The organism is Bradyrhizobium sp. BRP56 (assembly GCF_020194035.1).
Lineage (GTDB): Bacteria > Pseudomonadota > Alphaproteobacteria > Rhizobiales > Xanthobacteraceae > Bradyrhizobium > Bradyrhizobium australafricanum.
The window spans coordinates 1-23,822 of record NZ_JADYVV010000038.1 but is presented as its reverse complement, the minus strand read 5'-3'; the positions used below and the strand labels follow the sequence as shown (position 1 = coordinate 23,822).

At 65.2% G+C, this 23,822-nt stretch carries 21 protein-coding genes; 8 read left to right on the top strand and 13 right to left on the bottom strand.

Going from position 1 to position 23,822, the window contains the following annotated elements; genetic code table 11:
* The first annotated feature begins 102 nt into the window (after positions 1 to 102).
* The 3 genes from I6F38_RS25040 (at position 103) to I6F38_RS25030 (ending at position 3,713) form a co-directional block, all read left to right on the top strand.
* Positions 103 to 1,251, top strand: a complete 1,149-nt coding sequence (locus I6F38_RS25040) for an HlyD family secretion protein (RefSeq protein WP_225162207.1) — start codon at positions 103 to 105, stop codon at positions 1,249 to 1,251.
* A gap of 368 nt (positions 1,252 to 1,619) precedes the next feature.
* On the top strand, positions 1,620 to 3,227 hold the full coding sequence (locus I6F38_RS25035; RefSeq protein WP_225162206.1) for an MDR family MFS transporter: 1,608 nt from the start codon (positions 1,620 to 1,622) through the stop codon (positions 3,225 to 3,227).
* A 27-nt stretch (positions 3,228 to 3,254) separates the two neighbouring features.
* Complete coding sequence (locus tag I6F38_RS25030) at positions 3,255 to 3,713, top strand: carboxymuconolactone decarboxylase family protein (protein WP_057015474.1); 459 nt, start codon at positions 3,255 to 3,257, stop codon at positions 3,711 to 3,713.
* A 242-nt stretch (positions 3,714 to 3,955) separates the two neighbouring features.
* Here the strand turns inward: I6F38_RS25030 and I6F38_RS25025 are convergent, their stop codons facing one another.
* The 7 genes from I6F38_RS25025 to I6F38_RS24995 form a co-directional block, all read right to left on the bottom strand.
* Positions 3,956 to 4,816 carry a D-amino-acid transaminase gene (locus tag I6F38_RS25025; RefSeq protein ID WP_057015475.1) on the bottom strand — a complete coding sequence of 287 codons (861 nt, stop codon included), beginning with the start codon at positions 4,814 to 4,816 and terminating at the stop codon, positions 3,956 to 3,958.
* Between the two features lie 334 nt (positions 4,817 to 5,150).
* On the bottom strand, positions 5,151 to 5,882 hold the full coding sequence (locus tag I6F38_RS25020; RefSeq protein ID WP_057015476.1) for an amino acid ABC transporter ATP-binding protein: 732 nt from the start codon (positions 5,880 to 5,882) through the stop codon (positions 5,151 to 5,153).
* A gap of 69 nt (positions 5,883 to 5,951) precedes the next feature.
* Positions 5,952 to 6,644, bottom strand: coding sequence for an ABC transporter permease subunit (locus I6F38_RS25015; protein WP_225162205.1), 693 nt, complete (start codon positions 6,642 to 6,644; stop codon positions 5,952 to 5,954).
* A 2-nt stretch (positions 6,645 to 6,646) separates the two neighbouring features.
* On the bottom strand, positions 6,647 to 7,378 hold the full coding sequence (locus I6F38_RS25010) for an amino acid ABC transporter permease (RefSeq protein WP_225162204.1): 732 nt from the start codon (positions 7,376 to 7,378) through the stop codon (positions 6,647 to 6,649).
* 152 nt (positions 7,379 to 7,530) lie between these two features.
* Positions 7,531 to 8,448 (bottom strand): amino acid ABC transporter substrate-binding protein, encoded by a 918-nt coding sequence (locus I6F38_RS25005; RefSeq protein ID WP_225162203.1) that lies wholly within the window; start codon positions 8,446 to 8,448, stop codon positions 7,531 to 7,533.
* A gap of 30 nt (positions 8,449 to 8,478) precedes the next feature.
* Complete coding sequence (locus I6F38_RS25000) at positions 8,479 to 9,342, bottom strand: alpha/beta hydrolase (protein ID WP_225162202.1); 864 nt, start codon at positions 9,340 to 9,342, stop codon at positions 8,479 to 8,481.
* Positions 9,339 to 9,755 carry a hypothetical protein gene (locus I6F38_RS24995; protein WP_225162201.1) on the bottom strand — a complete coding sequence of 139 codons (417 nt, stop codon included), beginning with the start codon at positions 9,753 to 9,755 and terminating at the stop codon, positions 9,339 to 9,341. Before I6F38_RS24995 ends, I6F38_RS25000 begins: the two co-directional genes overlap by 4 nt.
* A 387-nt stretch (positions 9,756 to 10,142) precedes the next feature.
* Here I6F38_RS24995 and I6F38_RS24990 point away from each other — a divergent pair, with 387 nt between their 5' ends.
* The 3 genes from I6F38_RS24990 (at position 10,143) to I6F38_RS24980 (ending at position 13,264) form a co-directional block, all read left to right on the top strand.
* Positions 10,143 to 11,108 (top strand): tripartite tricarboxylate transporter substrate binding protein, encoded by a 966-nt coding sequence (locus I6F38_RS24990; RefSeq protein WP_225162200.1) that lies wholly within the window; start codon positions 10,143 to 10,145, stop codon positions 11,106 to 11,108.
* Between the two features lie 155 nt (positions 11,109 to 11,263).
* The gene (locus tag I6F38_RS24985) at positions 11,264 to 11,749 is read left to right on the top strand and encodes a tripartite tricarboxylate transporter TctB family protein (RefSeq protein ID WP_016845625.1); all 486 of its coding nucleotides are present in this window, start codon (positions 11,264 to 11,266) and stop codon (positions 11,747 to 11,749) included.
* Positions 11,750 to 11,755: 6 nt separating this feature from the next.
* Complete coding sequence (locus I6F38_RS24980) at positions 11,756 to 13,264, top strand: tripartite tricarboxylate transporter permease (protein ID WP_028341157.1); 1,509 nt, start codon at positions 11,756 to 11,758, stop codon at positions 13,262 to 13,264.
* Between the two features lie 202 nt (positions 13,265 to 13,466).
* On the opposite strand, the gene I6F38_RS24975 is transcribed toward I6F38_RS24980, so the two are convergent.
* The 3 genes from I6F38_RS24975 to I6F38_RS24965 all read right to left on the bottom strand — a co-directional run bounded on the left by I6F38_RS24975 (position 13,467) and on the right by I6F38_RS24965 (position 17,499).
* Entirely contained in the window at positions 13,467 to 14,312 is an 846-nt protein-coding gene (locus I6F38_RS24975) for an IclR family transcriptional regulator (protein WP_225162199.1), read from the bottom strand.
* A gap of 248 nt (positions 14,313 to 14,560) precedes the next feature.
* Positions 14,561 to 15,850, bottom strand: a complete 1,290-nt coding sequence (locus I6F38_RS24970; RefSeq protein ID WP_225162198.1) for an MFS transporter — start codon at positions 15,848 to 15,850, stop codon at positions 14,561 to 14,563.
* A 269-nt stretch (positions 15,851 to 16,119) separates the two neighbouring features.
* Positions 16,120 to 17,499 carry a M20 family metallopeptidase gene (locus I6F38_RS24965; RefSeq protein WP_225162197.1) on the bottom strand — a complete coding sequence of 460 codons (1,380 nt, stop codon included), beginning with the start codon at positions 17,497 to 17,499 and terminating at the stop codon, positions 16,120 to 16,122.
* A 237-nt stretch (positions 17,500 to 17,736) separates the two neighbouring features.
* Here I6F38_RS24965 and I6F38_RS24960 point away from each other — a divergent pair, with 237 nt between their 5' ends.
* The gene (locus tag I6F38_RS24960) at positions 17,737 to 19,116 is read left to right on the top strand and encodes an LLM class flavin-dependent oxidoreductase (RefSeq protein WP_225162196.1); all 1,380 of its coding nucleotides are present in this window, start codon (positions 17,737 to 17,739) and stop codon (positions 19,114 to 19,116) included.
* Between the two features lie 280 nt (positions 19,117 to 19,396).
* Here the strand turns inward: I6F38_RS24960 and I6F38_RS24955 are convergent, their stop codons facing one another.
* The 3 genes from I6F38_RS24955 to I6F38_RS24945 all read right to left on the bottom strand — a co-directional run bounded on the left by I6F38_RS24955 (position 19,397) and on the right by I6F38_RS24945 (position 22,897).
* Positions 19,397 to 21,061, bottom strand: a complete 1,665-nt coding sequence (locus I6F38_RS24955; RefSeq protein WP_225162195.1) for a thiamine pyrophosphate-binding protein — start codon at positions 21,059 to 21,061, stop codon at positions 19,397 to 19,399.
* A 130-nt stretch (positions 21,062 to 21,191) separates the two neighbouring features.
* A complete protein-coding gene (locus tag I6F38_RS24950) occupies positions 21,192 to 21,707 on the bottom strand; it encodes a GFA family protein (protein ID WP_225162194.1) in 516 nt (171 codons plus the stop codon).
* A 62-nt stretch (positions 21,708 to 21,769) separates the two neighbouring features.
* Positions 21,770 to 22,897 carry an alkene reductase gene (locus I6F38_RS24945; RefSeq protein ID WP_225162193.1) on the bottom strand — a complete coding sequence of 376 codons (1,128 nt, stop codon included), beginning with the start codon at positions 22,895 to 22,897 and terminating at the stop codon, positions 21,770 to 21,772.
* Between the two features lie 161 nt (positions 22,898 to 23,058).
* Here I6F38_RS24945 and I6F38_RS24940 point away from each other — a divergent pair, with 161 nt between their 5' ends.
* Positions 23,059 to 23,442, top strand: a complete 384-nt coding sequence (locus tag I6F38_RS24940; RefSeq protein ID WP_016846469.1) for a winged helix-turn-helix domain-containing protein — start codon at positions 23,059 to 23,061, stop codon at positions 23,440 to 23,442.
* Positions 23,443 to 23,822 lie beyond the last annotated feature (380 nt).

Genomic DNA, 23,822 nt, shown 5'->3' with positions numbered 1-23,822 from the left:
TCCAGTTTTATCGGGATTATCACAGCGGGAAGGACATTGCATCTAAGGGGCCGCACTGGGCGCCCTTTCTGGAAGGACGCAATGTTCGACCCGGAGGATGTCATGTCGACCACCACTTATGTCCCTGAAGAATCGGCCAAAATCGGTCTCCGCCCGTCGCGGAAAACGGTCAAGCGGGTGGCGCTCGGGCTCGCCGCGATCATCGGCGCCGCCGTGGCAGCCGACTTTGGTTACGACTACGTCACCACCGGCCGCTACCTCGAAACCACCGACGACGCCTATGTGAAGGCGGACTCCACGATCATCGCCCCGAAGGTCTCGGGCTACATCGCCAAGGTGCTGGTCACCGACAACCAGCCGGTGAAGGCCGGCCAGCTGCTGGCCGAGATCGACGACCGCGATTACCGCACCGCGCTCGGTCAGGCCAAGGCGGATGTCGACGCCGCCACAGCCTCGGTGCGCAACCTCGATGCCCAGCTCGAACTGCAGCAGCCGATCATCGACCAGAGCACGGCCGACGTCACCGCCGCCGAGGCCAACCTGAAATTCGCGCAGGAGGAGCAGACCCGCTACGACGGGCTGATGAAGTCCGGCTCCGGGACCATTCAGCGCGCGCAACAGACCGACGCGGCGCTGCGCGCCAACACCGCGCAATTGCAGCATGCGAAGTCGGCGCTGTCGGCGGCGCAGCGCAAGGTCGACGTGCTGACCACGCAGCGCGCCCAGGCCGCAGCGCAGGTGGACCGCGCTCGCGCGGTCGAGCACCAGGCCGAGCTCAATCTGTTCTACGCCCGGATCACCGCGCCGGTCGACGGCACGGTCGGCGCCCGCACGCTGCGCGTCGGGCAATATGTGCAGGCCGGCACCCAGCTGATGGCGGTGGTGCCGCTGGACGCGGTCTATGTGGTCGCCAATTTCAAGGAGACGCAGCTGACCCATGTGCGCAACGGCCAGCCGGTCGAGCTCACGGTCGACAGTTTTCGCGGCACCACGCTGAAGGGTCATGTCGACAGCCTGTCGCCGGCCAGCGGCCTCGAATTCGCGCTGCTGCCGCCCGACAACGCCACCGGCAATTTCATCAAGATCGTGCAGCGCGTGCCGGTGAAGATCGTGCTCGACGATCACAGCCTAACCGGCCTCTTGCGCCCCGGCATGTCGGCGATCCCGACCGTCAACACCAAGGCGACGGTGCTGGCCGAGCGCGAGGAGAAGCGGCGGCTGGCATCGGCGACGCGGCAGCACGGCGGATAGGACCAAACGCTTCTTCGGCTGGCTCCGCGCGATCGATCACCCATCGGTGGTCGATCGCGTTTTGCTGTCTACGCCCTCTTCGCCTCTCCCGCTTGCGGGTGGGGGCTCTCTCCGCGAGTCATCTTGTGGAGAGAGCCCCCACCCCACCCTCCCCCGCAAGCGGGAGAGGGAGCTTGAGAGGCGTGCTCACCTCACTAGTCGACAGCACGCAGGCCAAACGCAGCCGTCGTGCCGTGGTCATAACCGCAGTCGCTCTCTCAGCCGCAGCCGTTGATTATCAACCTCTACCGGACAATCCTTCCAGTCTTTCTCGGATTATCGAAACCGGCCGCCTAATACATCTTGTGTGGGTAGCAAGGACGACCTCGATGACCGCACTTCAGCCCACAGCCGACGCAGCGAACGCTGCCGCGCTCCCCGCCCCCGCAACGCCGGCGATCCCCACGAAAACCTGGATCGCGGTGATCGGGGCGACGCTCGGCGCGTTCATGGCGGTGCTGAACATCCAGATCGTCAACGCCTCGCTCGCCGATGTGCAGGGCGCGATCGGCGCCGGGATCGACGACGGCGGCTGGATCTCGACCTCCTATCTGATCGCCGAGATCGTGGTGATCCCCCTCTCCGGCTGGCTCGCGCAGGTGTTCTCGGTGCGCATCTATCTGCTCACCAATGCGTTCCTGTTCCTGGTGTTCTCGGCTGCATGCGCGCTGGCGCAGGACCTGCCCCAGATGATCGCGCTGCGCGCCGTGCAGGGTTTCACCGGCGGCGTGCTGATCCCGATGGCGTTCACGCTGATCATCACGCTGCTGCCGAAGGCCAAGCAGCCGATCGGGCTCGCGCTGTTCGCGCTGTCGGCGACGTTCGCGCCCGCGATCGGCCCGACCATCGGCGGCTACCTCACCGAGAACTGGGGCTGGCAGTACATCTTCTATGTCAATCTGGTGCCGGGCGCCGTGATGATCGCGATGCTCTACGTCTCGCTTGACCCGAGCCCGATGAAGCTGTCGTTGATCCGCCAGGGCGACTGGCTCGGCATCATCACCATGGCGATCGGCCTCGCCGCGCTGCAGACCGTGCTGGAGGAAGGCAACAAGGACGACTGGTTCGGCTCGCCCTTCATCGTCCGCCTGTCGGTGATCGCGGCGGTCGCGCTGGCCGCCTTCCTGATCGTCGAATTCACCGTGGAGAAGCCGCTGCTCAATCTGCGCCTGCTCGCCCGCCGCAATTTCGGCTTCGGCATGCTGGCCAACTTCCTGCTCGGCATCGCGCTGTACGGCTCGGTGTTCATCCTGCCGCAGTACCTCGCGCGCATCCAGGGCTACAATGCCGAGCAGATCGGCATGGTGCTGGCCTGGACCGGGCTGCCGCAGCTCGCGCTGATCCCGCTGGTGCCGCGGCTGATGCAGCGCTTCGACCCGCGCCTCATCATCGGCGTCGGCTTCGCGCTGTTCGCCGGCTCCAACTTCATGAACATCTTCATGACCAACGACTACGCCACCGACCAGCTGTTCTGGCCCAACATCGTCCGCGCCATCGGCCAGGCGCTGGTGATGGCGCCGCTGTCTGCGGTTGCGACCGCGGGCATCGAGCTGGAGAATGCGGGCTCGGCCTCCGCGCTGTTCAACATGATGCGCAACCTCGGCGGTGCGGTCGGCATCGCCGTGCTGCAGACGCTGCTGACCAAGCGCGAGCAATATCACTCCAACGTGCTGATGCAGTCGGTCTCGCTGCTGGAACAGGCCACGCGCAACCGGATTGAGCAGCTGACGCAGTATTTCATGAACCACGGCGTCGCCGACCAGGCCGCGGCCGCCCACCGCGCAATCGCGGCGATCGGCAAGGTCGTGCAGAAGCAGGCCTACATCCTCGCCTTCAGTGATACCTTCTACCTGCTCGGTGTCGCGCTGATCATAGCACTCGCGGCGACACTCTTCCTGAAGAAGCCGGGCCACCTCACTCGCGGCGGTGCGCACTAACCCAAACCACAACCACGGAGAACGACCATGAAACCCCGTATGAACTTCTACCAGGCCGCACCCGAGACCATCAAAGCGCTGGTCGCGGTCGAAAACCAGATCGCTGCGAGCGGCCTCGAGCAATCGCTGATCGAGCTGGTCAAGACCCGCGCCTCGCAGATCAACGGCTGTGCCTACTGCATCAACATGCACACCGAGGATGCCCGCAAGCACGGCGAGACCGAGCAGCGGCTCTATTTGCTCAACGCCTGGCGCGAATCCCCGCTCTACAGCGAGCGCGAGCGCGCGGCACTGGCCTGGACCGAAGCGTTGACGCTGGTGTCAGAGACGCATGCGCCGGACGCCGACTATGAAGCCGTGCGCGCCCAATTCTCGGACAGCGAGCTGGTCAACCTGACCACGCTGATCGGCGCGATCAACGCCTGGAATCGGATCGCCATCGGCTTCCGCGCGGTGCATCCGGTGAAGGCGAAGGCGGCGGCGTGAGCAGCGCGGACGATCCATCCCCGTCATCCTGAGGAGCCTGCGCAGCAGGCGTCTCGAAGGATGCACGGCCACAGACGGGCCGTCGACCCTTCGAGGGCCGCTGAAGAAGCGGCCACCTCAGGGTGACGGTGCCAAGGCGATGCGCAGACCGTAGGGTGGGTTAGCCGAAGGCGTAACCCATCATTCTCTCCGCGGTGAGCAAAGTCGGTGGGTTACGCTGCGCTAACCCACCCCACCCAGTGTCAAACCGCCGTGGCCTTCGCGAACTCGACGTAGATCTCGCGCAGGCGGTCGGTGATCGGGCCGACCTTGCCGCCTCCGACCTTCTTGCCGTCGATCGCGACCACGCCCTGCACGAAGACGGAGGCGCTGGTGATGAAGGCTTCCTTGGCGGCGAGCGCTTCCTCGATCGTGAAGGCGCGCTCCTCGATGCGCAGTTGGCGTTCCTCGGCGAGCTTGACCACCGCCTTGCGGGTGCAGCCGGGCAGGATCTCGTTGCCGTTCTGCCGGGTCACGATGACATCGTCCTGGGTGACGATGAAGGACGAGGACGAGCCGCCCTCGGTGACCTTGCCGTCCTCGATCATCCAGGCTTCGCCGGCGCCGGCCGCGGCCGCGGCCTGCTTGGCCAGCACCTGCGCCAGCAGCGCTACGCTCTTGATGTCGCGCCGTTCCCAGCGGATGTCGGGCACCGTGATGACGTTGATGCCGGTCTTGGCCGAGGGCGCGTTGATGATGTCCTTTTCCGAGGTGAACATCACGAGCGTCGGCTTGACGTCGGCCTTCGGGAAGGCGAAGTCGCGGCCCTTGTCGGCGCCGCGGGTGACCTCGAGATAGACCATGCCGTTGACGAGGTCGTTGCGCGCAACCAGCTCCTTCTGGATCTCCTCGATCCGCTCCAGCGTCTCCGGCAGCGCGAGCTGGATCTCGCCGACCGAACGCTTGAGCCGCGCCAGATGCGAGGCGTTGTCGATCAGCTTGCCCTCGAGCACCGCCGCCACCTCGTAGATGCCGTCGGCGAACAGGAATCCGCGGTCGAAGACCGAGACCTTGGCCTCCGAATGCGGCACGAACGAGCCGTTGACGTAAGCGATCTTTTCCACGCGAGTTCTCCTGCGGACGAAGGTGGTTTCAGGCCTTCGTATACGCAAATTGTTAACGGGGGAAAACCCTGTAGCCGCCGTCATTCCGGGGCGATGCGCAGCACCGAACCCGGAATCTCGAGATTCCCCGTACGCAATTGCGCACCTGCGGTCTGGTCCCTCGGACCATCCCGGAATGACAGCCAGGCCCTCCACGTCATTGCGAGCGAAGCGAAGCAATCCATAGCGCCGGCTACGCGGATGGATGGATTGCTTCGTCGCTTCAGCGCAAATTGCCTTGCAATTTGTCGCGAGCTCCTCGCAATGACGGAGGGGCGTCCGGCGCTCCCCAGCCTCAGTGCTGCAGGATCTTCGACAGGAACTTCTGCGCGCGGTCGCTGCGCGGCGTGCCGAAGAAGTCGGCCTTCTTGGCGTCCTCGACGATCTCGCCGCGGTCCATGAAGATGACGCGGTCGGCGACCTTGTTGGCAAAGCCCATTTCATGGGTCACGACCATCATGGTCATGCCCTCGCGGGCGAGGTCGACCATGACGTCGAGCACCTCGCTGATCATCTCCGGATCGAGCGCCGAGGTCGGCTCGTCGAACAGCATCGCGATCGGGTCCATCGCCAGCGCGCGGGCGATCGCGACGCGCTGCTGCTGGCCGCCGGACAACTCCGCCGGAAACTTCTTGGCATGATCCTTCAGCCCGACGCGCTCCAGAAGCTTCATGCCCTTGGCGGTGGCGTCCTCAGACTTGCGGCCGAGCACCTTCTCCTGCGCGAGGCGGAGATTGTCGATGATCCGTAAGTGCGGAAACAGTTCGAAATGCTGGAACACCATGCCGACGCGCGAACGCAGCTTCGGCAGGTCGGTCTTGGGATCATTGACCTTGACGCCGTCGAGCGTGATGTCGCCACCCTGGATCGGCTCCAGCGCGTTGACGCATTTGATCAGGGTCGACTTGCCCGAGCCGGACGGGCCGCAGACCACCACCACCTCGCCCTTGGCGACGCTGGTGGTGCAGTCCTTCAGCACCTGGAAGCTCGGCCCGTACCATTTGTTGACGTGGTTGATCTCGATCATGATGGCTCAGCTTTTTTGTTTAGGCATGACCTTGTCGGAAAACCGGTTCCCACTTTTCCGGGTCATGCCTCAGCGAACGATGGCAATGCGCGCCTGCAGGCGGCGAACGCCGTAGGACGCGATACAGGAAATGACGAAGTAGACCAGCGCGGCGAACAGATACATTTCGACCAGGCGGCCGTCGCGCTGAGCGACCTTGCTGGCGGCGCCGAGGAAATCCGGGATCGACAGCACGTAGACCAGCGAGGTGTCCTGGAACAGCACGATGGTCTGTGTCAGCAGCACCGGCAGCATGTTGCGAAACGCCTGCGGCAGCACGACGTAGCGCATCGACTGCGCATAGGTCAGGCCGAGCGCGCTGGCCGCAGCCGGCTGGCCCTTCGAGATCGACTGGATGCCGGCGCGCATGATCTCGGAGAAATACGCCGCCTCGAACGCAATAAAGGTGATCAGCGAGGAAGCGAAGGCGCCGACCGTGATCGGCCGCGACGCGCCGGTCAGCCACTGCCCGATATACGGCACCAGGAAGTAGAACCAGAAAATCACCAGCACCAGCGGCAGCGAGCGGATGAAGTCGACATAGAAGCCCGCGATGCGCCCGAGCACCTTGTAGCTCGACAGCCGCATCAGGGCGATCAGCGTGCCGAACACCAGGCCGCCGAACGCGGCGAGCGCGGTCAAGGTCAGCGTGAAGCGCATGCCCTCTAGGAACAGGTAGGGCAGCGAGCGGCGGATGACGTCGAAATCGAAACTGCCGATCATCGTCATTTGCCCGTGATGTAGCCGGGGATCGCGACATAGCGCTCGAGGAAGCGCATCGCGGTCACCACGACGAAATTGAGGAGCAGGTAGAGCACCGTTGCCGCCGTGAACGCCTCGAACACCTGGAACGAGAATTCCTGCATCGAGCGGGCCTGGCCGGTCAGTTCGATCAGGCCGATGGTGATGGCGACCGCGCTGTTCTTGATGGTGTTGAGGAATTCGGAGGTCAGCGGCGGCAGGATGATGCGGAACGCCATCGGCAGCAGCACGTAGCGATAGGTCTGCAGCGTGGTGAGGCCGAGCGCGGTCGAGGCCTGCTTCTGCCCGCGCGGCAGCGAGGTGATGCCGGCCTGCAATTGCACGGCGACGCGCGCCGACATGAAGAAGCCGACGCCGATCGCGGCGGTCCAGAACGGCGCATTCGGCAGTTGCTTCAGCCACAGCCCGGCCGACCGCGGCAACAGTTCGGGCAGCACGAAGAACCACAGGAACAGCTGCACCAAGAGCGGCATGTTGCGGAAGAACTCGACCCAGCAGAAGCCGATCCACGACGCGGCCCGCGACGGCAGCGTGCGCAGCACGCCGATCACCGAGCCGGACACCAGCGCGATGATCCAGGCCAGCACCGACACCTTGACGGTGACCACCAGCCCCGACAGCAACAGGTCGAGATAGGTGCCGGTCCCCATCGGGTTCGGCTCAAGGAAGATGTGCCAGTTCCAATTGTAGTTCACAGGTCCCCCACGCGGCCGTGCCGGTCACGGCATTACGCCGGCATCGCGCGCGGCGTCTATGCAAATGTCCGGCCATTCTCCTCCAAAAATGGCCGGACATGCTAACTTTCAGGACCCGCTCCCAAAAGGAGGCGACGGGTCATACGCAGCGGTCAGTTGACCAGATAGGCATCCGGATCCGGAGAGTCCGACGGCTTCGCAAACTGCTTCTTCATCTCCGGTCCAGCCGGCGAGTTGAGATTCAGGCCCTTCGGCGGGATCTTTTGGGTGAACCACTTGTCATAGATCTTCTGGCCCTCGCCGCTGGTGTAAAGCGCGGCGGTTGCGGCGTCGACGACCTTCTTGAACGGCGCGTCGTCCTTGCGCAGCATGATGCCGTAGGGCTCGGGCTTGGAGAACGCGTCCTTGGAGATCACGTAGTCATCCGGCGACTTCGAGCCGGCGACGAGGCTCGCGAGCAGGATGTCGTCCATCACGAAGGCGACCGCGCGATCGGTCTCGACCATCAGGAAGGCCTCGGCATGATCCTTGGCCGGGATGATATTGACGCTCAGCCCGCGCGCGAGGTTGGCCTCGGTGAGCTGCTTGATGTTGGTGGTGCCGGCGGTCGAGACCACCGTCTTGCCCTTCAGATCGTCGATCGAATTGATCTTGCTCGCCTTCTTGGTGACGTAGCGGCTGGCGGTCAGGAAGTGGCTGTTGGTGAAGGAGACCTGCTTCTGGCGCTCGGCATTGTTGGTGGTCGAGCCGCATTCGAGGTCGACGGTGCCGTTGGCCATCAGCGGAATACGGGTCGCCGAGGTCACCGGGTTGAGCTTGACCTCGAGCTTGTCGAGCTTCAGCTCCTTCTTCACGGCATCGACGATCTTGTAGCAGATGTCCATGGCGTAGCCGACCGGCTTCTGGTTGTCGTCGAGATAGGAGAACGGGATCGAGGAGTCGCGGTAGCCGAGCGTGATCGCGCCGGTGTCCTTGATGTTCTTCAGCGTGCCGGTCAGCTCCTGGGCTTGCGCCTGGCTCGCGCCCAGCGCGGCGGCGAGCGCGAAGCCGATCAGATAGTTGCGTGTCATACGTCTACTCCTTGCGTGGAAACGGTCGTTCTAGTGCGTGAGAATATCAGCGAGGACGGGTGCGATATAGCGGCGAAACTGTTCCGGATTCTCGCTCATCGGAAAATGACCGAGCTGCTCCATGATCGTGACGCTGGCGCCCCCTATTGCCGCTGCGGTCCGCCTCGTATCCTCGGGCGTGCAGGAGAAATCATACTCGCCCGTAAGCAGATAGAGGTTGCATACTTTAGTCTCGATTGACGCGACCCGGCCGCGCAGGTCGCCGTCGACACGGTAGAAATACAGGTCGCCCTTGAACACGCCGGGACCGCCCTGCTTGTAGGCCCATAGCGTTTCCATCCGCGCAGGCTCAGGGCTTTGCGGGGCGATCAGCCCGGACACCAGCGCGGCGCAGACTTCGCCGCCGTGAACGTCCGGCCGGTTCAGCCAGCTGGTGTCATACCACGGCGTCTGGAAATCGGCAGCCTCGAGCCCGATCAGCGCGCGGAACTCGGCGGCATATTCGATCGCAAGGTTAAGCACGATGCGGCCGCCGATCGAGCAGCCCATCACGACAGGCTTCTCCAGCCCCAGCGCCCGACAGAAGGCGCGGATGGTCTCGGTGTAGCGCGCAGTGGTGAGTTGGTATTCATCGCCGGTCCAGCTCATCGGCGGATTCGACTTGCCATGCCAGGGCATATCGAAGGCAATGATGCGGAAATTTTCGGCAAACTGCGTATCCGCGAGCAGATGGCGCCACTGCCGCGCATCTGATCCCGCGGTGTGCAGGCAGACCAGCGGAATGCCCGTGCCGTTCTCCTCGAAATAGATGCGGTGCAGCTCGCCGCCGATCTCGACGTGAACGTAGCGGCCGACCATCGGCTCGATGTGACCGTTCGTGATCTTGCCGCTCATGATACGGCCGCCGCGAAATGTTGCCGCGGCAGCGCCAGCAGGTCCTTGAAGTATTGCAGATGCGCCATGAAGGGATGCAGGTCGCCTTCCGGCACGGCCTCGCCGCGCTTGGTCAGCGCCAGCAGATCGTGCCAGCCGGGCTTCGGCTCGGCCTGCCAATAGGCGGCCCAGGCCTGCGGCGTCGCGCGATAGGAAAAGCGCCAGGAGCGCATCAGGACCGGTGACGGCGCAAGCTCGACGATGCGCCCGCTGCGGATCGCGGCATGAAACGGCCGCGCCATCGGGCCGATCAGGCAGTCGCAATCGAGCAGCCGCCCGCGCGCAACCAGCCGAGGGGCCTCGTCGAGCAATGCGGGAAGGCCGGCAAACGCCCTCGTCACAGCGTCGTCGGTGGCGTCAGGCGATGGCGTCATCTGTCGGGCGGCGTTCCTGCAGCGGGCGGCGCCATGATGACGGCAAGCGCGCAATCCCGCAAGGCGCCGATGCCTTTGGGTTCCCTTGATTATTCGCTTGACCAAACCCGGCTTGCCGGTCAGGCGCGCACACCCCGCGCCCTCCCGGCACAGTGCCAGGAACGGCCAATCCGTCCGACCAAAGGCCGATTGAATTCCGCGGCTCGGCAGGTCGCGCCAAATCGCGGCAGACCAATTGTCGCAGCCGGCGCTTCGAGCGCAATTCGCGCTTCCGTTGCCCGCCCCGTTCTGTCCAATGCGCTCGGTCCCAGCATGACAGGGACGATCATTGCCAACACCGAACAAGACGCGGCCGCGATCGAACGCGGTCATAAGGGAGAGATCGAGATGTCGCACCGCAATCGCTTGATGGTCCTGGTCGCCGCCGCCGGCATGCTGGTGTCAACAGCGGCGCTCGCGCAGGATTATCCGACCAAGCCGATCACGCTGATCGTGCCATGGCCGGCGGGCGGCTCGACCGATATCTCGATGCGCGCGATCGCCGAGAGCGCCTCCAAGGTGCTGGGCCAGCCAATCGCGGTCGACAACAAGGCGGGCGGCGGCGGCACCGTGGGCCCCGCGACGATGGCCGCCGGCGCCAAGCCCGACGGCTACACCATCGCCCAGATCCCGATCACCGTGTTCCGCCTGCCCTTGATGCAGGAAGTGTCGTGGGATCCGGCGAAGGATTTCTCCTACATCATCCACCTCACCGGCTACACCTTCGGCGTCACCACCAACGCCGAGTCGCAGTTCAAGACCTGGCAGGACGTCGTCGATTTCGCCAAGAAGAACCCGGGCAAGGTGACCTATGCGACGCCCGGCACCGGCACCTCGCTGCATGTCGGCATGGAGCAGATCGCCCTGATGGCCGGGATCAAGCTGACCCAGGTGCCGTTCAAAGGCGGCGCCGAGACCAATGCGGCCGTGCTCGGCCAGCACACCATGCTGCAGGCGGATTCCACCGGCTGGCGGCCGCTGGTCGATGCCGGCAAGCTCCGCCTGTTGATGGTGTGGACCGGCGCGCGCTCGCCGAACTATCCCGACGTGCCGACGCTGAAGGAGCTCGGCTACCCCATGGTCTATGACTCGCCGTTCGGCATCGCCGGCCCCAAGGGCATGGACCCCAAGATCGTCGCCAAGCTGCACGATGCCTTCAAGAAGGCGATCGAGGACCCGGCGGTGATCGCGACGCTCGCCAAATACGACATGGTGCCGAACTACAAGAACACCGAGGACTACAAGAAGTTCGTGGGCGAGGTCACCGAGTCCGAGCGCAAGGTGATCGACACGCTCGGGCTGGCGAAGAAGTAAGGACCGGCCGCGAAGCCTCCGCCCGTCATTGCGAGGAGCGAAGCGACGAAGCAATCCATCCTTCCGCACATGCGGTGAAATGGATTGCTTCGCTTCGCTCGCAATGACGGGGATAGGTCGATGCCCCACCTCGCGACTTGACGAGAGCACTTCCCATGACAGACCAAACCAACGTCAAATTCCGCCTCAACAACTCCGAGCTCTGGGGCGGGCTGATCGGACTCGGGCTCGGCGCCTTCGTGATCTGGTCGGGCCTCAAGCTGAAGCTCGGCACCATCAACGATCCCGGCTCCGGCTACGTGCTGTTCTACACCGGCATCCTGATGTGCGTGTTCGCGGCCTCGATCATGATCGCGGCGGTCACCGAGGGCGGGCCGACCTTCGCCTCGCGCTGGGAGAATGCGCGCTGGGGCAAGCCGGTGCTGGTCATCGTCTGCCTCACCGCGTTCGCCTTTGCGCTGGAGCCGCTCGGCTTCCTGCTGTCGGCGATCCCGCTGATGCTGTTGCTGCTCCGCGTGATCGATCCGGTGCGCTGGTCGCTGGCGATCCCGCTGTCCATCCTTGCCCCGCTCGGGATGTGGTGGGTGCTGAAGCATCTGCTCGCGATCCAGCTGCCGAGCGGCATCTTCGAGATCGGTTGAGCGCCCATGGATACTCTCGTCAACGTCGCCCACGGCCTCGGCGTCGCGCTGCTGCCGATCAACCTGCTCTACTGCTTCATCGGCGTGTTCATCGGCACGCTGGTCGGCGTGCTGCCCGGCATCGGCCCGATCTCGGCGATGTCGCTGCTGCTGCCGGTGACGCTGTCCGGCACGCCGGAATCCGGCATCATCATGATGGCCGGCATCTATTACGGCTCGATGTATGGCGGCTCGACCACCTCGATCCTGGTCAACATCCCCGGCGAAGCGGCCTCCGTCGTCACCTGCATCGACGGCCATCAGATGGCGAAGCAGGGCCGCGCCGGCCCCGCGCTCGGCATCTCCGCCTTCGGCTCGTTCATCGCCGGCACGTTCGCGCTGATCGCCCTGATGCTGGTGGCGCCCTCACTCGCCAGCGTCGCGATCGCGTTCGGGCCGGCCGAATATTTCAGCCTGATGGTGCTCGGCCTCGTGGTGCTGACATTCCTCACCCAGGGCTCGATGGCCAAGGCGCTGTTGATGGCCTGCATCGGCGTCGTGCTCGGCCTGGTCGGGCTCGACAGCATCACGGCGCAGCCGCGGCTGACCTTCGGCCGCCTCGAGCTGATCGACGGCATCGGCCTGGTGCCGGTCGTGATGGGCCTGTTCGGCGTCGCCGAGGTGCTGCTCAACACCGAGCAGGCGATCAAGCGCGACATCATCAAGACCAGGATCAACCAATTGCTGCCGAGCAAGGAGGACTGGAAGGCCAGCGCCGGACCGGTGGCGCGCGGCACGGTGCTCGGCTTCTTCCTCGGCATCCTGCCCGGTGGCGGCGCCGTGGTGGCGTCGTTCGCCTCCTACGCGCTGGAGAAGCGGCTCTCGAAGCATCCGGAGCGCTTCGGCCACGGCGCTATCGAGGGCGTCGCGGGGCCGGAATCGGCGAACAATTCCGCGGCCGGCGGCGCCTTCATTCCGCTGATGACGCTCGGCATCCCGCCGAATGTGGTGATGGCGCTGCTGCTCGGCGCTTTCGTGATCCACGGCCTGCAGCCGGGACCGCTGATGATCTCGCAGAACCCGACGCTGTTCTGGGGCATCGTTGCCAGCATGTATATCGGCAACCTGATGCTCTTGGTGCTCAACCTGCCGATGATCGGCATGTGGGTGCAGCTGCTGCGGCTGCCCTACAACGTGCTGTTCCCGCTGATCATCCTGTTCACGATCATCGGCGTCTACTGCTCCAGCAACAACGTGTTCGACGTCCACGTCATGATCGCGTTCGGTGTGATCGGCTATTTCATGCGCAAGCTCGGCTACGAGCCGGCGCCGCTGGTGCTGGCCTTCGTGCTCGGGCCGATGCTGGAGAACAACCTGCGCAAATCGCTGATCCTCTCGCAGGGCGATCTCATGACCTTCGTGGAGCGGCCGATCTCGGCGATCTGCCTCGCCTTCGCGCTGGTGCTGCTGGTCGGCCCGCTGCTGCCCTCACTGCGCAAGAAGCGCGAGCTGGTGGCGCTGGATGAGGGGGCGTAGGAGAGCGAGGCTGGATCGGGTTGAGAAGCAGCCGCATCGGCACTGCGCTCCCTCGCCCCGTTCTTACGGGGTCGAGACGAGCGGAGCTCGCTCTTGGAGGGTTGGGGTGAGGGGCTGCCTCCGCAAGCACGGTCATAGCAGTATCCGCGGAGGCTCCCCCTCACCCGCACGCGAGGAGAGGCGACGGATAGCGCGGGACCATTCAACTCGCCTTCACGCCCCGCCCATTCTTCGGCGCCTGGGCCAGTGCGCGGGCCAGCACCTGGGCTTCCCTCTTCAGCATGTCGGCGAGCTCGCCTTCGCGGCGGCGGATGCGGTCGGACGCGGCGCCGATCGAGAGCGCGGCGACCACCTCGCCGGCATCGTCACGGACCGGCACGCCGACGCCGCCCATGCCGGGGAACGCGGCGTCGATCAGCACGGTGTGGCCGGCCTTGCGCGCCATGGCGATCCGCTCGCGCAGGAACTTCGGCGTGATGCGCGGCGATTTCGCCAGCCGCGGCACGATCACCTCGATCACAGCCTCGATCTCGGCATCCGGCAGCCAGACCAGCAGCGCCAGCGCGCCGGCGCCGACACCGAGCGGACGGCGGCTGCCGATCTGCAGATAGTTCGGTTGCAGCGGATGGTTGCCGACCGAGCGCGCCAGATAGAGCGCCTCGACGCCGGAGCGCACCGACAGCAGCGCCGTATCGGCCGAGCGCTCCGACAGCCGCAGCAGGCTCGGCTGCGCCAGCTCGGCGATGTCGACCGAACGGCGCGCGCCGACCGCCATCACCCGCGCCTCCTGGCCGAGCTCATAGGTCTTGGCGCCGGCGACGCGGCTGACGAAGCCTTCCTCGATCAGCGAGTTGAGGATGCGCAGCGCCGTCGCCTTGTTCAGCGAGGTGGTGTCGGCGATGTCGGTGAGCCGCAGCGGCGAACGCTGCGCCAGCACGCGCAGGATGGCGCAGACCTTCTGGATCGCGTTGAACTTGTCGGGTTGGCCCGGCGCCGGCAGTGGCCTCTTGCGGCTGGTCCGTGCGGTCGCAGTCGTTGAGGCGTTCATGCCCTGGCCTTCCTTGCCGTCAATTCCAAATCCTGAACCGGGCACGACGTTTAGACGCGCCCGGCGGACATCATCCTAGGACGGATGACGTGCGCCGGACACCGTATACTTTCGTCAGATGAAACTTTGATTTCGACTATCTACGCTGCTGTGCAACAATAAGGATATTTGAATTTCGCATCACGAAATCTGATGCGGTTAGCATGATCCTTTCGAAAAAGCCGCTTCGCACTTTTTCGGATCATGCGCTACGCCAGCCGCAGCCTGCGGATCGTGAACAGCGCGCAGAGGCTGAGGATGCAGACCGCGGTGAGATAATAGCCCGGCGCGACCTCGCCGATCGGCGCGAAGCCGCCCAGCCAGGTCATGATCGCCGGCCCCATGCCGCCGAACAATGTGACGCCGATATTGTAGCTGAGACCGAGCCCGGTCGCACGCGTCGCCGCCGGAAACAGTTCCGACATCAGCGCGGCCAGCGGCCCGTAGTACAGCGACTTCAGGACGCCGAGCCAGAGCACGCCGATCAGGATGATCATCGGCGTCGGCTTGCCGGTGAGCAGGAGGAAGGCCGGGAAGATCGACACCAGCAGCAGCAGCGCGAACAGGATCATGTGGGTGGTGCGTCCGATCTTGTCGGAGACCATGCCTGCGATCGGCGCCAGCAGCGCAACCGCGGTCTGCGCGGCGAACGAGGCGATGAAGCCGACCGACGGCGCGAGGTTGAGCGTCTTCACCACATAGGTCGGCATGTAGACGATCAAATAGTTGACCGCGGTCGACACCGCGAGCGCGCCGATCGCGAGCATCGTGGCGAGCTTCTGCCGCGCGAACACTTCCCTGACCGGCGATTCCTGCTTCGCCGCCGGCGGCGGGATCGCATCGTCGACATGGTTGCGGATGTAGATGCCGACCGGGCCGATCAGGACGCCGAACAGGAACGGCAGCCGCCAGCCCCAGGACTGCAGATCCTCCGGGCTCATCAGCGAGGTCAGGAGCGCACCGAAGCCCGCGCCCAACAGACCGCTGACGCCCTGGCTCGCGAACTGCCAGCTCGCCACGAAGCCGCGCCGCTCCGGCATGTGCTCGACCAGGAACGCGGTCGAGGAGCCGAACTCGCCGCCGGCGGAAAACCCCTGCACCAGCCGCGCCAGCAGCACCGCGATCGGCGCCAGGATGCCGATGGTCTGATAGGTCGGCATCAGCGCCAGCACCAGCGTTCCGAACGTCATCAGCACGATCGACAGCATCAGCGAGGCCTTGCGGCCGTGCCGGTCGGCATAGGCACCGAGCACGACGCCGCCGATCGGGCGGATCAGAAACGACAAGCCGAAGCTGCCGAAGGTCAACAGCAGCGAGGTGGTCGGATCATTGGCCGGGAAGAACGCCTTGGAGAGATACACCGCGAAATAGGCATAGACCGAGATGTCGTACCATTCGAGCGCATTGCCGACCGAAGTCGCGACGATCAGGCGGGTGATGTTTTTCTTGGTCGTAACGTCGGCTTCGGAGTTAATCGGCGTCGATGTCGATAGTGTCATCAAATTTCCTTGGCCGTGTCGGCACTCTTCTCTCAACGCGTTGTACCCGGGCTTATCGTTCGAAGAACGGCGTTGCGTCCGCTCGCCTAAGCCCGGCCATTCACATCTTCCCCGTCATCCTGAGGAGCGGCGTCAGCCGCGTCTCGAAGGATCGACGGCCACCGGCGGGGCCGTGCATCCTTCGAGGCTCGCTCCGCTCGCACCTCCAGCGACAAAGGCGAAGCCTTTGCGCGGGGATGACGGAGAAAAAGCGCGCCCGTCCTTCGACCTTAACGCGCGGCCTCGCCGAGGTCCCAGAACAGGCCGGCCATGATGGTCAGCGCCTCCTCGGTCACCGGCAGCAGGATGTGCTCGTCGGGGGCGTGCTGCGAGCAGCCCGGATAGGAATGCGGCACCCAGATCGTCGGCAGGCCGAGGCCTTCGGAGAACACGTCGTTCGGCAGCGAGCCGCCGAAATTCGGCAGCACCGCCGGCGCCTTGCCGGTGGTGGCGCGGATCGAGTTCGCCGCCCAGTCGATCCACGGGCTGTCCATGTCGGTGCGCGAGGCGGCAAAGCGCTGCGTGCCGGAGACCTCGACCATCGGAAAGCCGTTGTTGTGCAGATGATCCCGCACTGCGTCGATCACCTCGAGATGCCGGGTGCCGACGACGAAGCGGAGCTGCAGCACGGCGTTGGCCTTGCCGGGAATCGCGTTGGCGGGCTTTTCGATATTGCCCGACGACATCGCCAGCACTTCGAGCGTGTTCCAGGCGTAGAGCCGCTCAGCCGCGGTCAGGCCCTCCTCGCCCCAATCTTCCGCCAGCGCCGGTTCGTCCGCCGTCGGCTTGACCTCGACGTCGGCGAGCGCGGCGCGGACGCGGTTCGAGATCGGCGAGGGTTTCAGGATCTCGAGCTTCATGCGGCCCTTGCCGTCGACCAGGCTTGCGATCGCGCTCGCCAGGATCGTGGCGGGGTTGGCGAGCACGCCGCCCCAATTGCCGGAATGGTTGCCGCCCTCGCGCAGATTGACGTCGAGATGGATGCGGTTGCCGCCGCGGCAGCCGAGGAAGATGGTCGGCCGCTCCGCCGACAGCCGCGGCCCGTCCGAGGCAATGAACAGGTCGGCCTTCAGCTCCTCGCGATGCGCCTCGCAGACCTCGCGCAGATCGGGCGAGCCGATCTCCTCGCCGGTCTCAATGATGAATTTGGCATTGAAGCCGAGCTTGCCGCCGCGCGCCTGCTTCACCGCGCGCAGCGCCGCCATGTTGATCGAATGCTGGCCCTTGTTGTCGGCGGTGCCGCGGCCATAGACGCGCTCGCCCTTGACCGTGGTCTGCCACGGATTGAGCCCGTCGCGCCATTCGCCGACCATGCCGTCGACGACGTCGCCATGGCCGTAGGTCAGCACGGTCGGCCGCGAAGCGTCTTCCTGATAGTCGGCAATCAGATAGGGCCCGCGGCCGGTCGGCGACTCGATCAGGTGGGTCTTGAAATCGAGCTCGGCGAAGGCCGGCTGCAGATTCTCCACCAGATAAGCGCGCAGCGCATCGGCCTTGTCGGCATTCAGGCTCTCGGTCTGGTAGCCGACCCTGCGGTCCAGTTCCTTCAAGAACTCTCCCGATTGAAAATGCTCTCGCACCTTTGCGATTGCGTCGGCCCGTGTCGCCATGATTGTTCCTTCGTCCGGTCGCGTCTTGGCATGATCCCGCCGGAAAGCTGCGCTTTGCGTCCCGATCATGCTTCTGGAGGGGCGCAACCTATCGGGATCGGCTCGCGACCGGAAGGGCGCGAAATGCGAATGGGCCTTGCCAAAACGTGGGAAGTCGCAACAAGTTGAAGCGGGACGCCCGGCATCGACCGGGCAGCATTCGAAGCGGCGCGCAAGGTTTCGACCAAGGTTTCGACAATGACAAAACAAATCCGGCTCAACGCCTTTGCCATGAACTGCGTGGCGCATCAGTCGCCGGGGCTGTGGACCCATCCGCGCGACCGCACCAAGGACTACAACAAGCTGTCCTACTGGATCGATCTGGCGAAGACGCTGGAGCGCGGCCGGTTCGACGGCCTGTTCCTCGCCGATGTGCTCGGCGTCTACGACGTCTATGCCGGCAATCCGGATGCGGCGCTGCGCAACGCGGCGCAGACCCCGGCCAACGAACCGTTGATGCTGATCCCGGCGATGGCCGCGGTGACCGAAAATCTCGGCTTCGGCGTCACCAGCAATCTCTCCTTCGAGCCGCCCTACCCGTTCGCGCGGCGGATGTCGACGCTCGATCACCTCACCGGCGGCCGGGTCGGCTGGAACGTGGTCACCGGCTATCTCGATTCCGCCGCGCGCGGCGCCGGCAAGGACAAGCAGACCGCGCATGACGACCGCTACGAGCTCGCCGACGAATATATGGAGCTGGTCTACAAGCTCTGGGAAGGCAGCTGGGAGGACGACGCCGCGATCCGCGACATCGCGCGCGGCATCTTCACCGATCCGAGCAAGGTGCATCCGGTACGCCATGACGGCAACAACTACCGGCTCAACGCGATCCACCTGTCGGAGCCGTCGCCGCAGCGCACGCCCGTGCTCTACCAGGCCGGCACTTCGCCGCGCGGCCGGCAGTTCGCCGCCGAGCATGCCGAATGCGTGTTCATGTCGGGACCGTCGGCGAAGGTGATCGGCCCACGCGTCTCGGCGATCCGCGAGCTCGCCGCCGCGAAGGGTCGCAACCCGGCCGAGATCCTGATGTTCTCGATGATGTGCGTTGTGGTGGCGCCGACCGAGGCGGAGGCGAAGGCGAAGTACGCCGAGTATCGCCGCCATATCAGCCATGAGGGCGCGCTGGCGCTGATGTCGGGCTGGACCGGCGTCGACTTCTCGACCTATTCGCTCGACCAGGAGGTCCGGCACGTGCAGAACGACGCTGGCCGCTCCGCGATGGACAACGTCACCCGCGCCGATCCCGAGCGGATCTGGACCGTGCGCGAGGTCGCCGAGCATGTCGGCATCGGCGGCGCCGGCCCCGTGGTGGTCGGCTCGCCGGAGCAGGTCGCCGACAAGATCGAGCAATGGTTCGAGGACACCGACGTCGACGGCCTCAATGTCGCGTTTGCGATCTCGCCCGGCGATTTCGAGGACATCGCCGACATGCTGGTGCCGGAGCTCGTCAAGCGCGGCCGCTACAAGCGCGAGTATGCCAAGGGCACCTTGCGCGAGAAGCTGTTCGGCGAAGGGCGTGCGAGGCTGGACGCGACGCATCCGGCGACCCGGTATCGGGTGAAGAAGACGACGACGTAGCCACACCCGTCATTGCGAGCCACCCGGTCGGCGCAAAGCGCCGCCGGATGACAGGCTCCGCGAAGCAATCCATCCTTCCGCATATGCGGGATCATGGATTGCTTCGTCGCTTCGCGCCTCGCAATGACGCGGCACACACATCTGCCGTCCCGTCATCCTGAGGAGCGCGCTCTTGCGCGCGTCTCGAAGGATCGACGGCCACCGGCCGGGCCGTGCACCCTTCGAGACGCGCTTCGCGCTCCTCAGGGTGACGGGGATGGATTGAGCACGCAGCGAAATCTCAATTCACCGCATTGCTCACCACCACCTCGATCAGCTTCGCGCCCGGACGGCTGAACGCCGACTTCATCACACCCTTCAGCTCCTTTGGGTCGGTGACCTTGATCGCCTCGAGCCCAAGCGAGCGTGCGACGCCGGTGAAATCGACCGGCGGGTCGATGAAATCCATGCCGACATAGTTGTCGTCGCCGTGGAAGGCGAGCAGGCGCTGCTTGATGATGCGGTAGCCGCCATTGTTGACGATGACGAAGTTGAGCGGCAGCTTGTGATTGGCCGCGGTCCACAGCGACTGGATCGAATACATCGACGAGCCGTCGCCGGAATAGCACACCACCGGCCGCTCTGGATTGGCGAGGCTGACGCCGACCGCGGCCGGCAGGCCCCAGCCGATGCCGCCGGAGGCGAGCGCGTGATAGCCGTAGCGGTCGCGATGCGGCCGCAAGCCGATGATCTGGCGCGACGAGGTCAGGCCCTCGTCGACCAGGATCGCGTTGTCGGGCATCGCCTCCACGACCTGCAACGCGAGCCAGTCCGGATCGATCGGCGAGGTCTGACTCGCCTTCGAGATCTGTTCGACCAGCGCCTTGCGCTTCGCCGCCCAGTTCTTGGTCGACAAGGCCGCGAGTCCCTGCCTGGCACGCGTCTCCAGCGCGCCGCCGCCGGCCTCCTTCAACGCCGGCACCAGCGCGCGCAGCGTTTCCTTGACGTCCGCCTTCACCGCGATCTCGGCGCCATAGTTCCTGGCAAGGTCGCTGTCGACCAGCCCGACCTGCACGATCGAGAGCCCGTCCGGCAGCGGATCGACCTCGCTGTAAACGGACATCCGCAGCGGATCGCCGCCGAGCGCGATCAACAGATCATGCGGTGCCAGCACGTCGCGCGCGACCTTCTGCAGCCGCGCGATCGCGCCCATGAAGCTCGGGCTTTCGGAGAGGAAGTGCGAACCATAAGGAGTCGGCGATTGCCAGGCCGGGCAGCCCAGCGTCTCGGCGAGATCGGCCGCCTCGCGCAGCGCATCGCTTTTCACGATCTCGTCGCCGACGACGATCACCGGTCGCTCCGCTTTCAGGATGCGCGCGGCCAGCGCCTTGAGCGAATCCTCCGACGGCCTCACCCGCGTGTCGATCCGGGTGGAGCGGCCGAGCTCAATGCCGGCTTCGGAATTGAGGATGTCGCCGGGCAGCGAGATGAACACTGGCCCGGTCGGCGGCGTGGTCGCGATCTTGGCGGCGCGGCGCACGATGCGCGGCAGGTCTTCGAGCCGCGTCACCTCGACCGCCCATTTCACCAGCGGCGTCGCCATCTGCACCAGCGGACCGTAGAGCACCGGTTCGGTCAGACCATGGCCCTGTTCCTGCTGACCGGCGGTCAGGATCAACGGCGTGCCGGTGAAGCTCGCATTGTAGAGCGAGCCCATCGCGTTGCCGAGGCCCGGCGCGACATGGACGTTGCAGGCGACGAGCTTGCCGGAGGCGCGGCTGAAGCCATCGGCCATCGCGACCACCAGGCTCTCCTGCATCGCCATCACATAGGTGAGATCGGGATGGTCCTTCAGCGCGTGCATGATCGGCAGTTCGGTGGTGCCGGGATTGCCGAACAGATGGGTGACGCCCTCATCCTTCAGCAGCGCCAAAAATGCCGAGCGGCCGGTAATGCGATTTTTCATGTTCCCTCCAGGCCTGTCGGCGCGTTGGCCGACGGGGATCGAGGGAGATGACCAAACTTGCGCGCGAGGGGCAATCGAGCGGGCGGTCATGGCCGCATTCCGCAGGCGCGCGCCTGAGGCGAAGCACTCGCTAGAACATCCCCTCACGCTCGCTGCGCTTCTTCTTTTTCGAGCGCTGCCAGACCACGCCGGGATAGCCCTTCAGCGGCACCAGCGGCTCGCCCGTGTAGGCCCATTCCTGCAGTTCCTCGATCGCGATGTGATAGAGCGGCTGCCGGCCGGTGCGCCCGGAGAACAGCGCGCGCGGGATGTTGACCATGTGCGGCGACCGCGCGCGCTCGTAGATGATGGGCGTGCCGCAATTGGCGCAGAAGCTGCGCGCGGTCTTGCTTTTCGCGTCCTCGTAGCGCGACAGCTCGCTTTCGCCTTGCGTGATGCGGAAGCGCTTCTTCCAGCTGCCGACATAGGTCGCGTAAACCGCGCCGTGCGCACGACGGCTGGCGGCGCTGTGATCATGCCAGGCCCAGCGCGCCGGCACATCGATCTCGAACCGCACCTTGCCGCACAGGCATTGGCCGGCCGCGGGCTTCGCCAGCGCCACCGGCTTTGGCTTCTTGGTCGGCTCGAACTCGTCGTCCGGAAACATCGCGGTCTCCCATCAAGGCGTTGTTGCCCGGACGAGCGAAGCGATATCCGGGCTACGAAGAGTTACGCCTGCGCCAATTCGTCGTGCACCGGATAATCCGTGTAGCCCTTCTCCTCGCCGGCATAGAAGGTGGCGCGGTTGTACTTGGTCAGCGGATAGCCGCGCTGCAGCCGGCGCGGCAGATCCGGGTTGGAGATGAAGTAGCGGCCGAACGCGATCGCATCGGCATGACCTTCGGCGACCGCGCTCTGCGCGGATTCGCTGACGAAATTGCCGGCCGTGATCAGCACGCCGCTCCACATCGGGCGGTACAGCACCATCGCGGACGGCACGTTCTGCCAATCGACCTCGGCGCGGCCGGTGCCCGAGGCGCGCGGCTCGATGAAATGCAGATAGGCGAGCCCGAGCTTGTCCAGCGCCGTGATGGCGTGGCTGTAGAGCGGCATCGGGTCGGCCTCGCCGCTGCCATTGGCGATGCCGTAGGGCGAGAGCCGGACGCCGACGCGGCTGGCGCCCCAGACCTCGGTCACCGCCTGCGTCACCTCCATCAGGAAGCGGACGCGGTTCTCGATCGAGCCGCCATACCGGTCGGTGCGCAGGTTGCTGCGCGACTGCAGGAACTGCTCGATCAGATAGCCATTGGCGCCGTGAACCTCGACGCCGTCGAAGCCGGCGGCGAGCGCGTTCTTCGCGCCCTGCCGGTAGGCCTCGACCATCAGGGCGACCTCGTCGGTGTCGAGCGCGCGCGGCGTCTCGTAATCGACCACCTTGCCGTCCGCCGTCATGCACTTGAACTCGGAGGGGATCGCCACCGCCGACGGCGCCACCGGCAGCGCGCCGCCCGGCTGGAACGAGGAATGCGAGACGCGGCCGACGTGCCAGAGCTGCAGGAAGATCAAGCCGCCCTTGGCGTGCACGGCATCCACCACCTCGCGCCAGCCCGCGATCTGGGCCTCGCTATAGATGCCGGGAACACCGGGATTGCCGAAGCCGGTCGCAACCACCGGCGAGGCCTCCGCGATCAGCAAGCCGCCGGGCGTGGCGCGCTGCGCGTAATATTCCGCGTTGATCGGCCGTGGCGCGAGGCTCGGCCGCGCCGCCCGCATCCGCGTCAGCGGCGCCATCACGACGCGATGTTCGAGCTGGTAGGGACCGATCTTGAGCGGAGAAAACAGCGACGGAGGATTCATGCCTGCCCCAATTAATCTTGTGTCATTTCCCGTTGTAGTCTGGGCATGATCCGCCCCGAAAACCGGTACCCACTTTTCCGGATCATGCCCGTTATCTAACGGGTTCATCTTGTTCATGAAAGCGGGTAGTGGCAATCTGTTGCCACGAGAACAGGTCTCCCATGTCGAAATCGAGCGCCTCATCGCTCCCCTCCCTCAGCGTCCGCATCGACCTCGATGCCGAGGACCGGATCGGGCCGGGCAAGATCCTGCTGCTTGAGCGGATCAAGGAATGCGGCTCGATCTCCGCCGCCGGCCGCGCCATGGACATGAGCTACAAGCGCGCCTGGGACCTGGTCGACGAGATCAACCGCATCTGCCGGCAGGCGGCGGTGGAGCGGCAGACCGGTGGCAAGAATGGCGGCGGTGCGGTGCTGACCCCGTTCGGCCTCTCTTTGGTGGCGCGCTACCGCAAGATCGAGCGCGACGCGGCAAGCGCCGTGCGCAAGGACCTCGAGGCGCTGCGCAGCGACATCGGCAAGCCGAAGAAGGCCGCCGGGCGGTAAACGCAGGAACCGGCGGCCGCGGCAAGGGCGCTTACGAAAATATCGAAAACAACCCCATGCAAAGGAGCCGGCGGCGGCCGGCGTTCGACAACCCAACTTGACGCGTCGGGCAAATCAGGGGTATTATTCTAATATTCCGAAATCATGCGGGCGTTGGAGCGGAGGGCTCCCCTCGGCGAACACGCCGAGCGTTGAGACCTGTACCCCCTCACCCGGATTGCATCTGGCGATGCAATCCGACCTCTCCCCGCAGGCGGCTCTCGTATGCACACATCTTGCTAGGCGATTTGATTGCTGATTCCGTGGGTTGAGTGATGATTCACGGAGCGTTTGATGTTGGGACTGGAATTTGGCCTGGGGCGGTTCGGCGACCTGCGGCT

What these genes read in the sequence shown, in the direction of transcription:
- I6F38_RS25040 (WP_225162207.1), top strand. Translation starts at nt 103, where the DNA reads ATGTCGACCACCACTTATGTCCCTGAAGAATCGGCCAAAATCGGTCTC.
- I6F38_RS25035 (WP_225162206.1), top strand. Translation starts at nt 1,620, where the DNA reads ATGACCGCACTTCAGCCCACAGCCGACGCAGCGAACGCTGCCGCGCTC.
- I6F38_RS25030 (WP_057015474.1), top strand. Translation starts at nt 3,255, where the DNA reads ATGAAACCCCGTATGAACTTCTACCAGGCCGCACCCGAGACCATCAAA.
- I6F38_RS25020 (WP_057015476.1), bottom strand. Translation starts at nt 5,882, where the DNA reads ATGATCGAGATCAACCACGTCAACAAATGGTACGGGCCGAGCTTCCAG.
- I6F38_RS25015 (WP_225162205.1), bottom strand. Translation starts at nt 6,644, where the DNA reads ATGATCGGCAGTTTCGATTTCGACGTCATCCGCCGCTCGCTGCCCTAC.
- I6F38_RS25005 (WP_225162203.1), bottom strand. Translation starts at nt 8,448, where the DNA reads ATGACACGCAACTATCTGATCGGCTTCGCGCTCGCCGCCGCGCTGGGC.
- I6F38_RS25000 (WP_225162202.1), bottom strand. Translation starts at nt 9,342, where the DNA reads ATGAGCGGCAAGATCACGAACGGTCACATCGAGCCGATGGTCGGCCGC.
- I6F38_RS24995 (WP_225162201.1), bottom strand. Translation starts at nt 9,755, where the DNA reads ATGACGCCATCGCCTGACGCCACCGACGACGCTGTGACGAGGGCGTTT.
- I6F38_RS24990 (WP_225162200.1), top strand. Translation starts at nt 10,143, where the DNA reads ATGTCGCACCGCAATCGCTTGATGGTCCTGGTCGCCGCCGCCGGCATG.
- I6F38_RS24985 (WP_016845625.1), top strand. Translation starts at nt 11,264, where the DNA reads ATGACAGACCAAACCAACGTCAAATTCCGCCTCAACAACTCCGAGCTC.
- I6F38_RS24980 (WP_028341157.1), top strand. Translation starts at nt 11,756, where the DNA reads ATGGATACTCTCGTCAACGTCGCCCACGGCCTCGGCGTCGCGCTGCTG.
- I6F38_RS24975 (WP_225162199.1), bottom strand. Translation starts at nt 14,312, where the DNA reads ATGAACGCCTCAACGACTGCGACCGCACGGACCAGCCGCAAGAGGCCA.
- I6F38_RS24970 (WP_225162198.1), bottom strand. Translation starts at nt 15,850, where the DNA reads ATGACACTATCGACATCGACGCCGATTAACTCCGAAGCCGACGTTACG.
- I6F38_RS24965 (WP_225162197.1), bottom strand. Translation starts at nt 17,499, where the DNA reads ATGGCGACACGGGCCGACGCAATCGCAAAGGTGCGAGAGCATTTTCAA.
- I6F38_RS24960 (WP_225162196.1), top strand. Translation starts at nt 17,737, where the DNA reads ATGACAAAACAAATCCGGCTCAACGCCTTTGCCATGAACTGCGTGGCG.
- I6F38_RS24955 (WP_225162195.1), bottom strand. Translation starts at nt 21,061, where the DNA reads ATGAAAAATCGCATTACCGGCCGCTCGGCATTTTTGGCGCTGCTGAAG.
- I6F38_RS24950 (WP_225162194.1), bottom strand. Translation starts at nt 21,707, where the DNA reads ATGTTTCCGGACGACGAGTTCGAGCCGACCAAGAAGCCAAAGCCGGTG.
- I6F38_RS24945 (WP_225162193.1), bottom strand. Translation starts at nt 22,897, where the DNA reads ATGAATCCTCCGTCGCTGTTTTCTCCGCTCAAGATCGGTCCCTACCAG.
- I6F38_RS24940 (WP_016846469.1), top strand. Translation starts at nt 23,059, where the DNA reads ATGTCGAAATCGAGCGCCTCATCGCTCCCCTCCCTCAGCGTCCGCATC.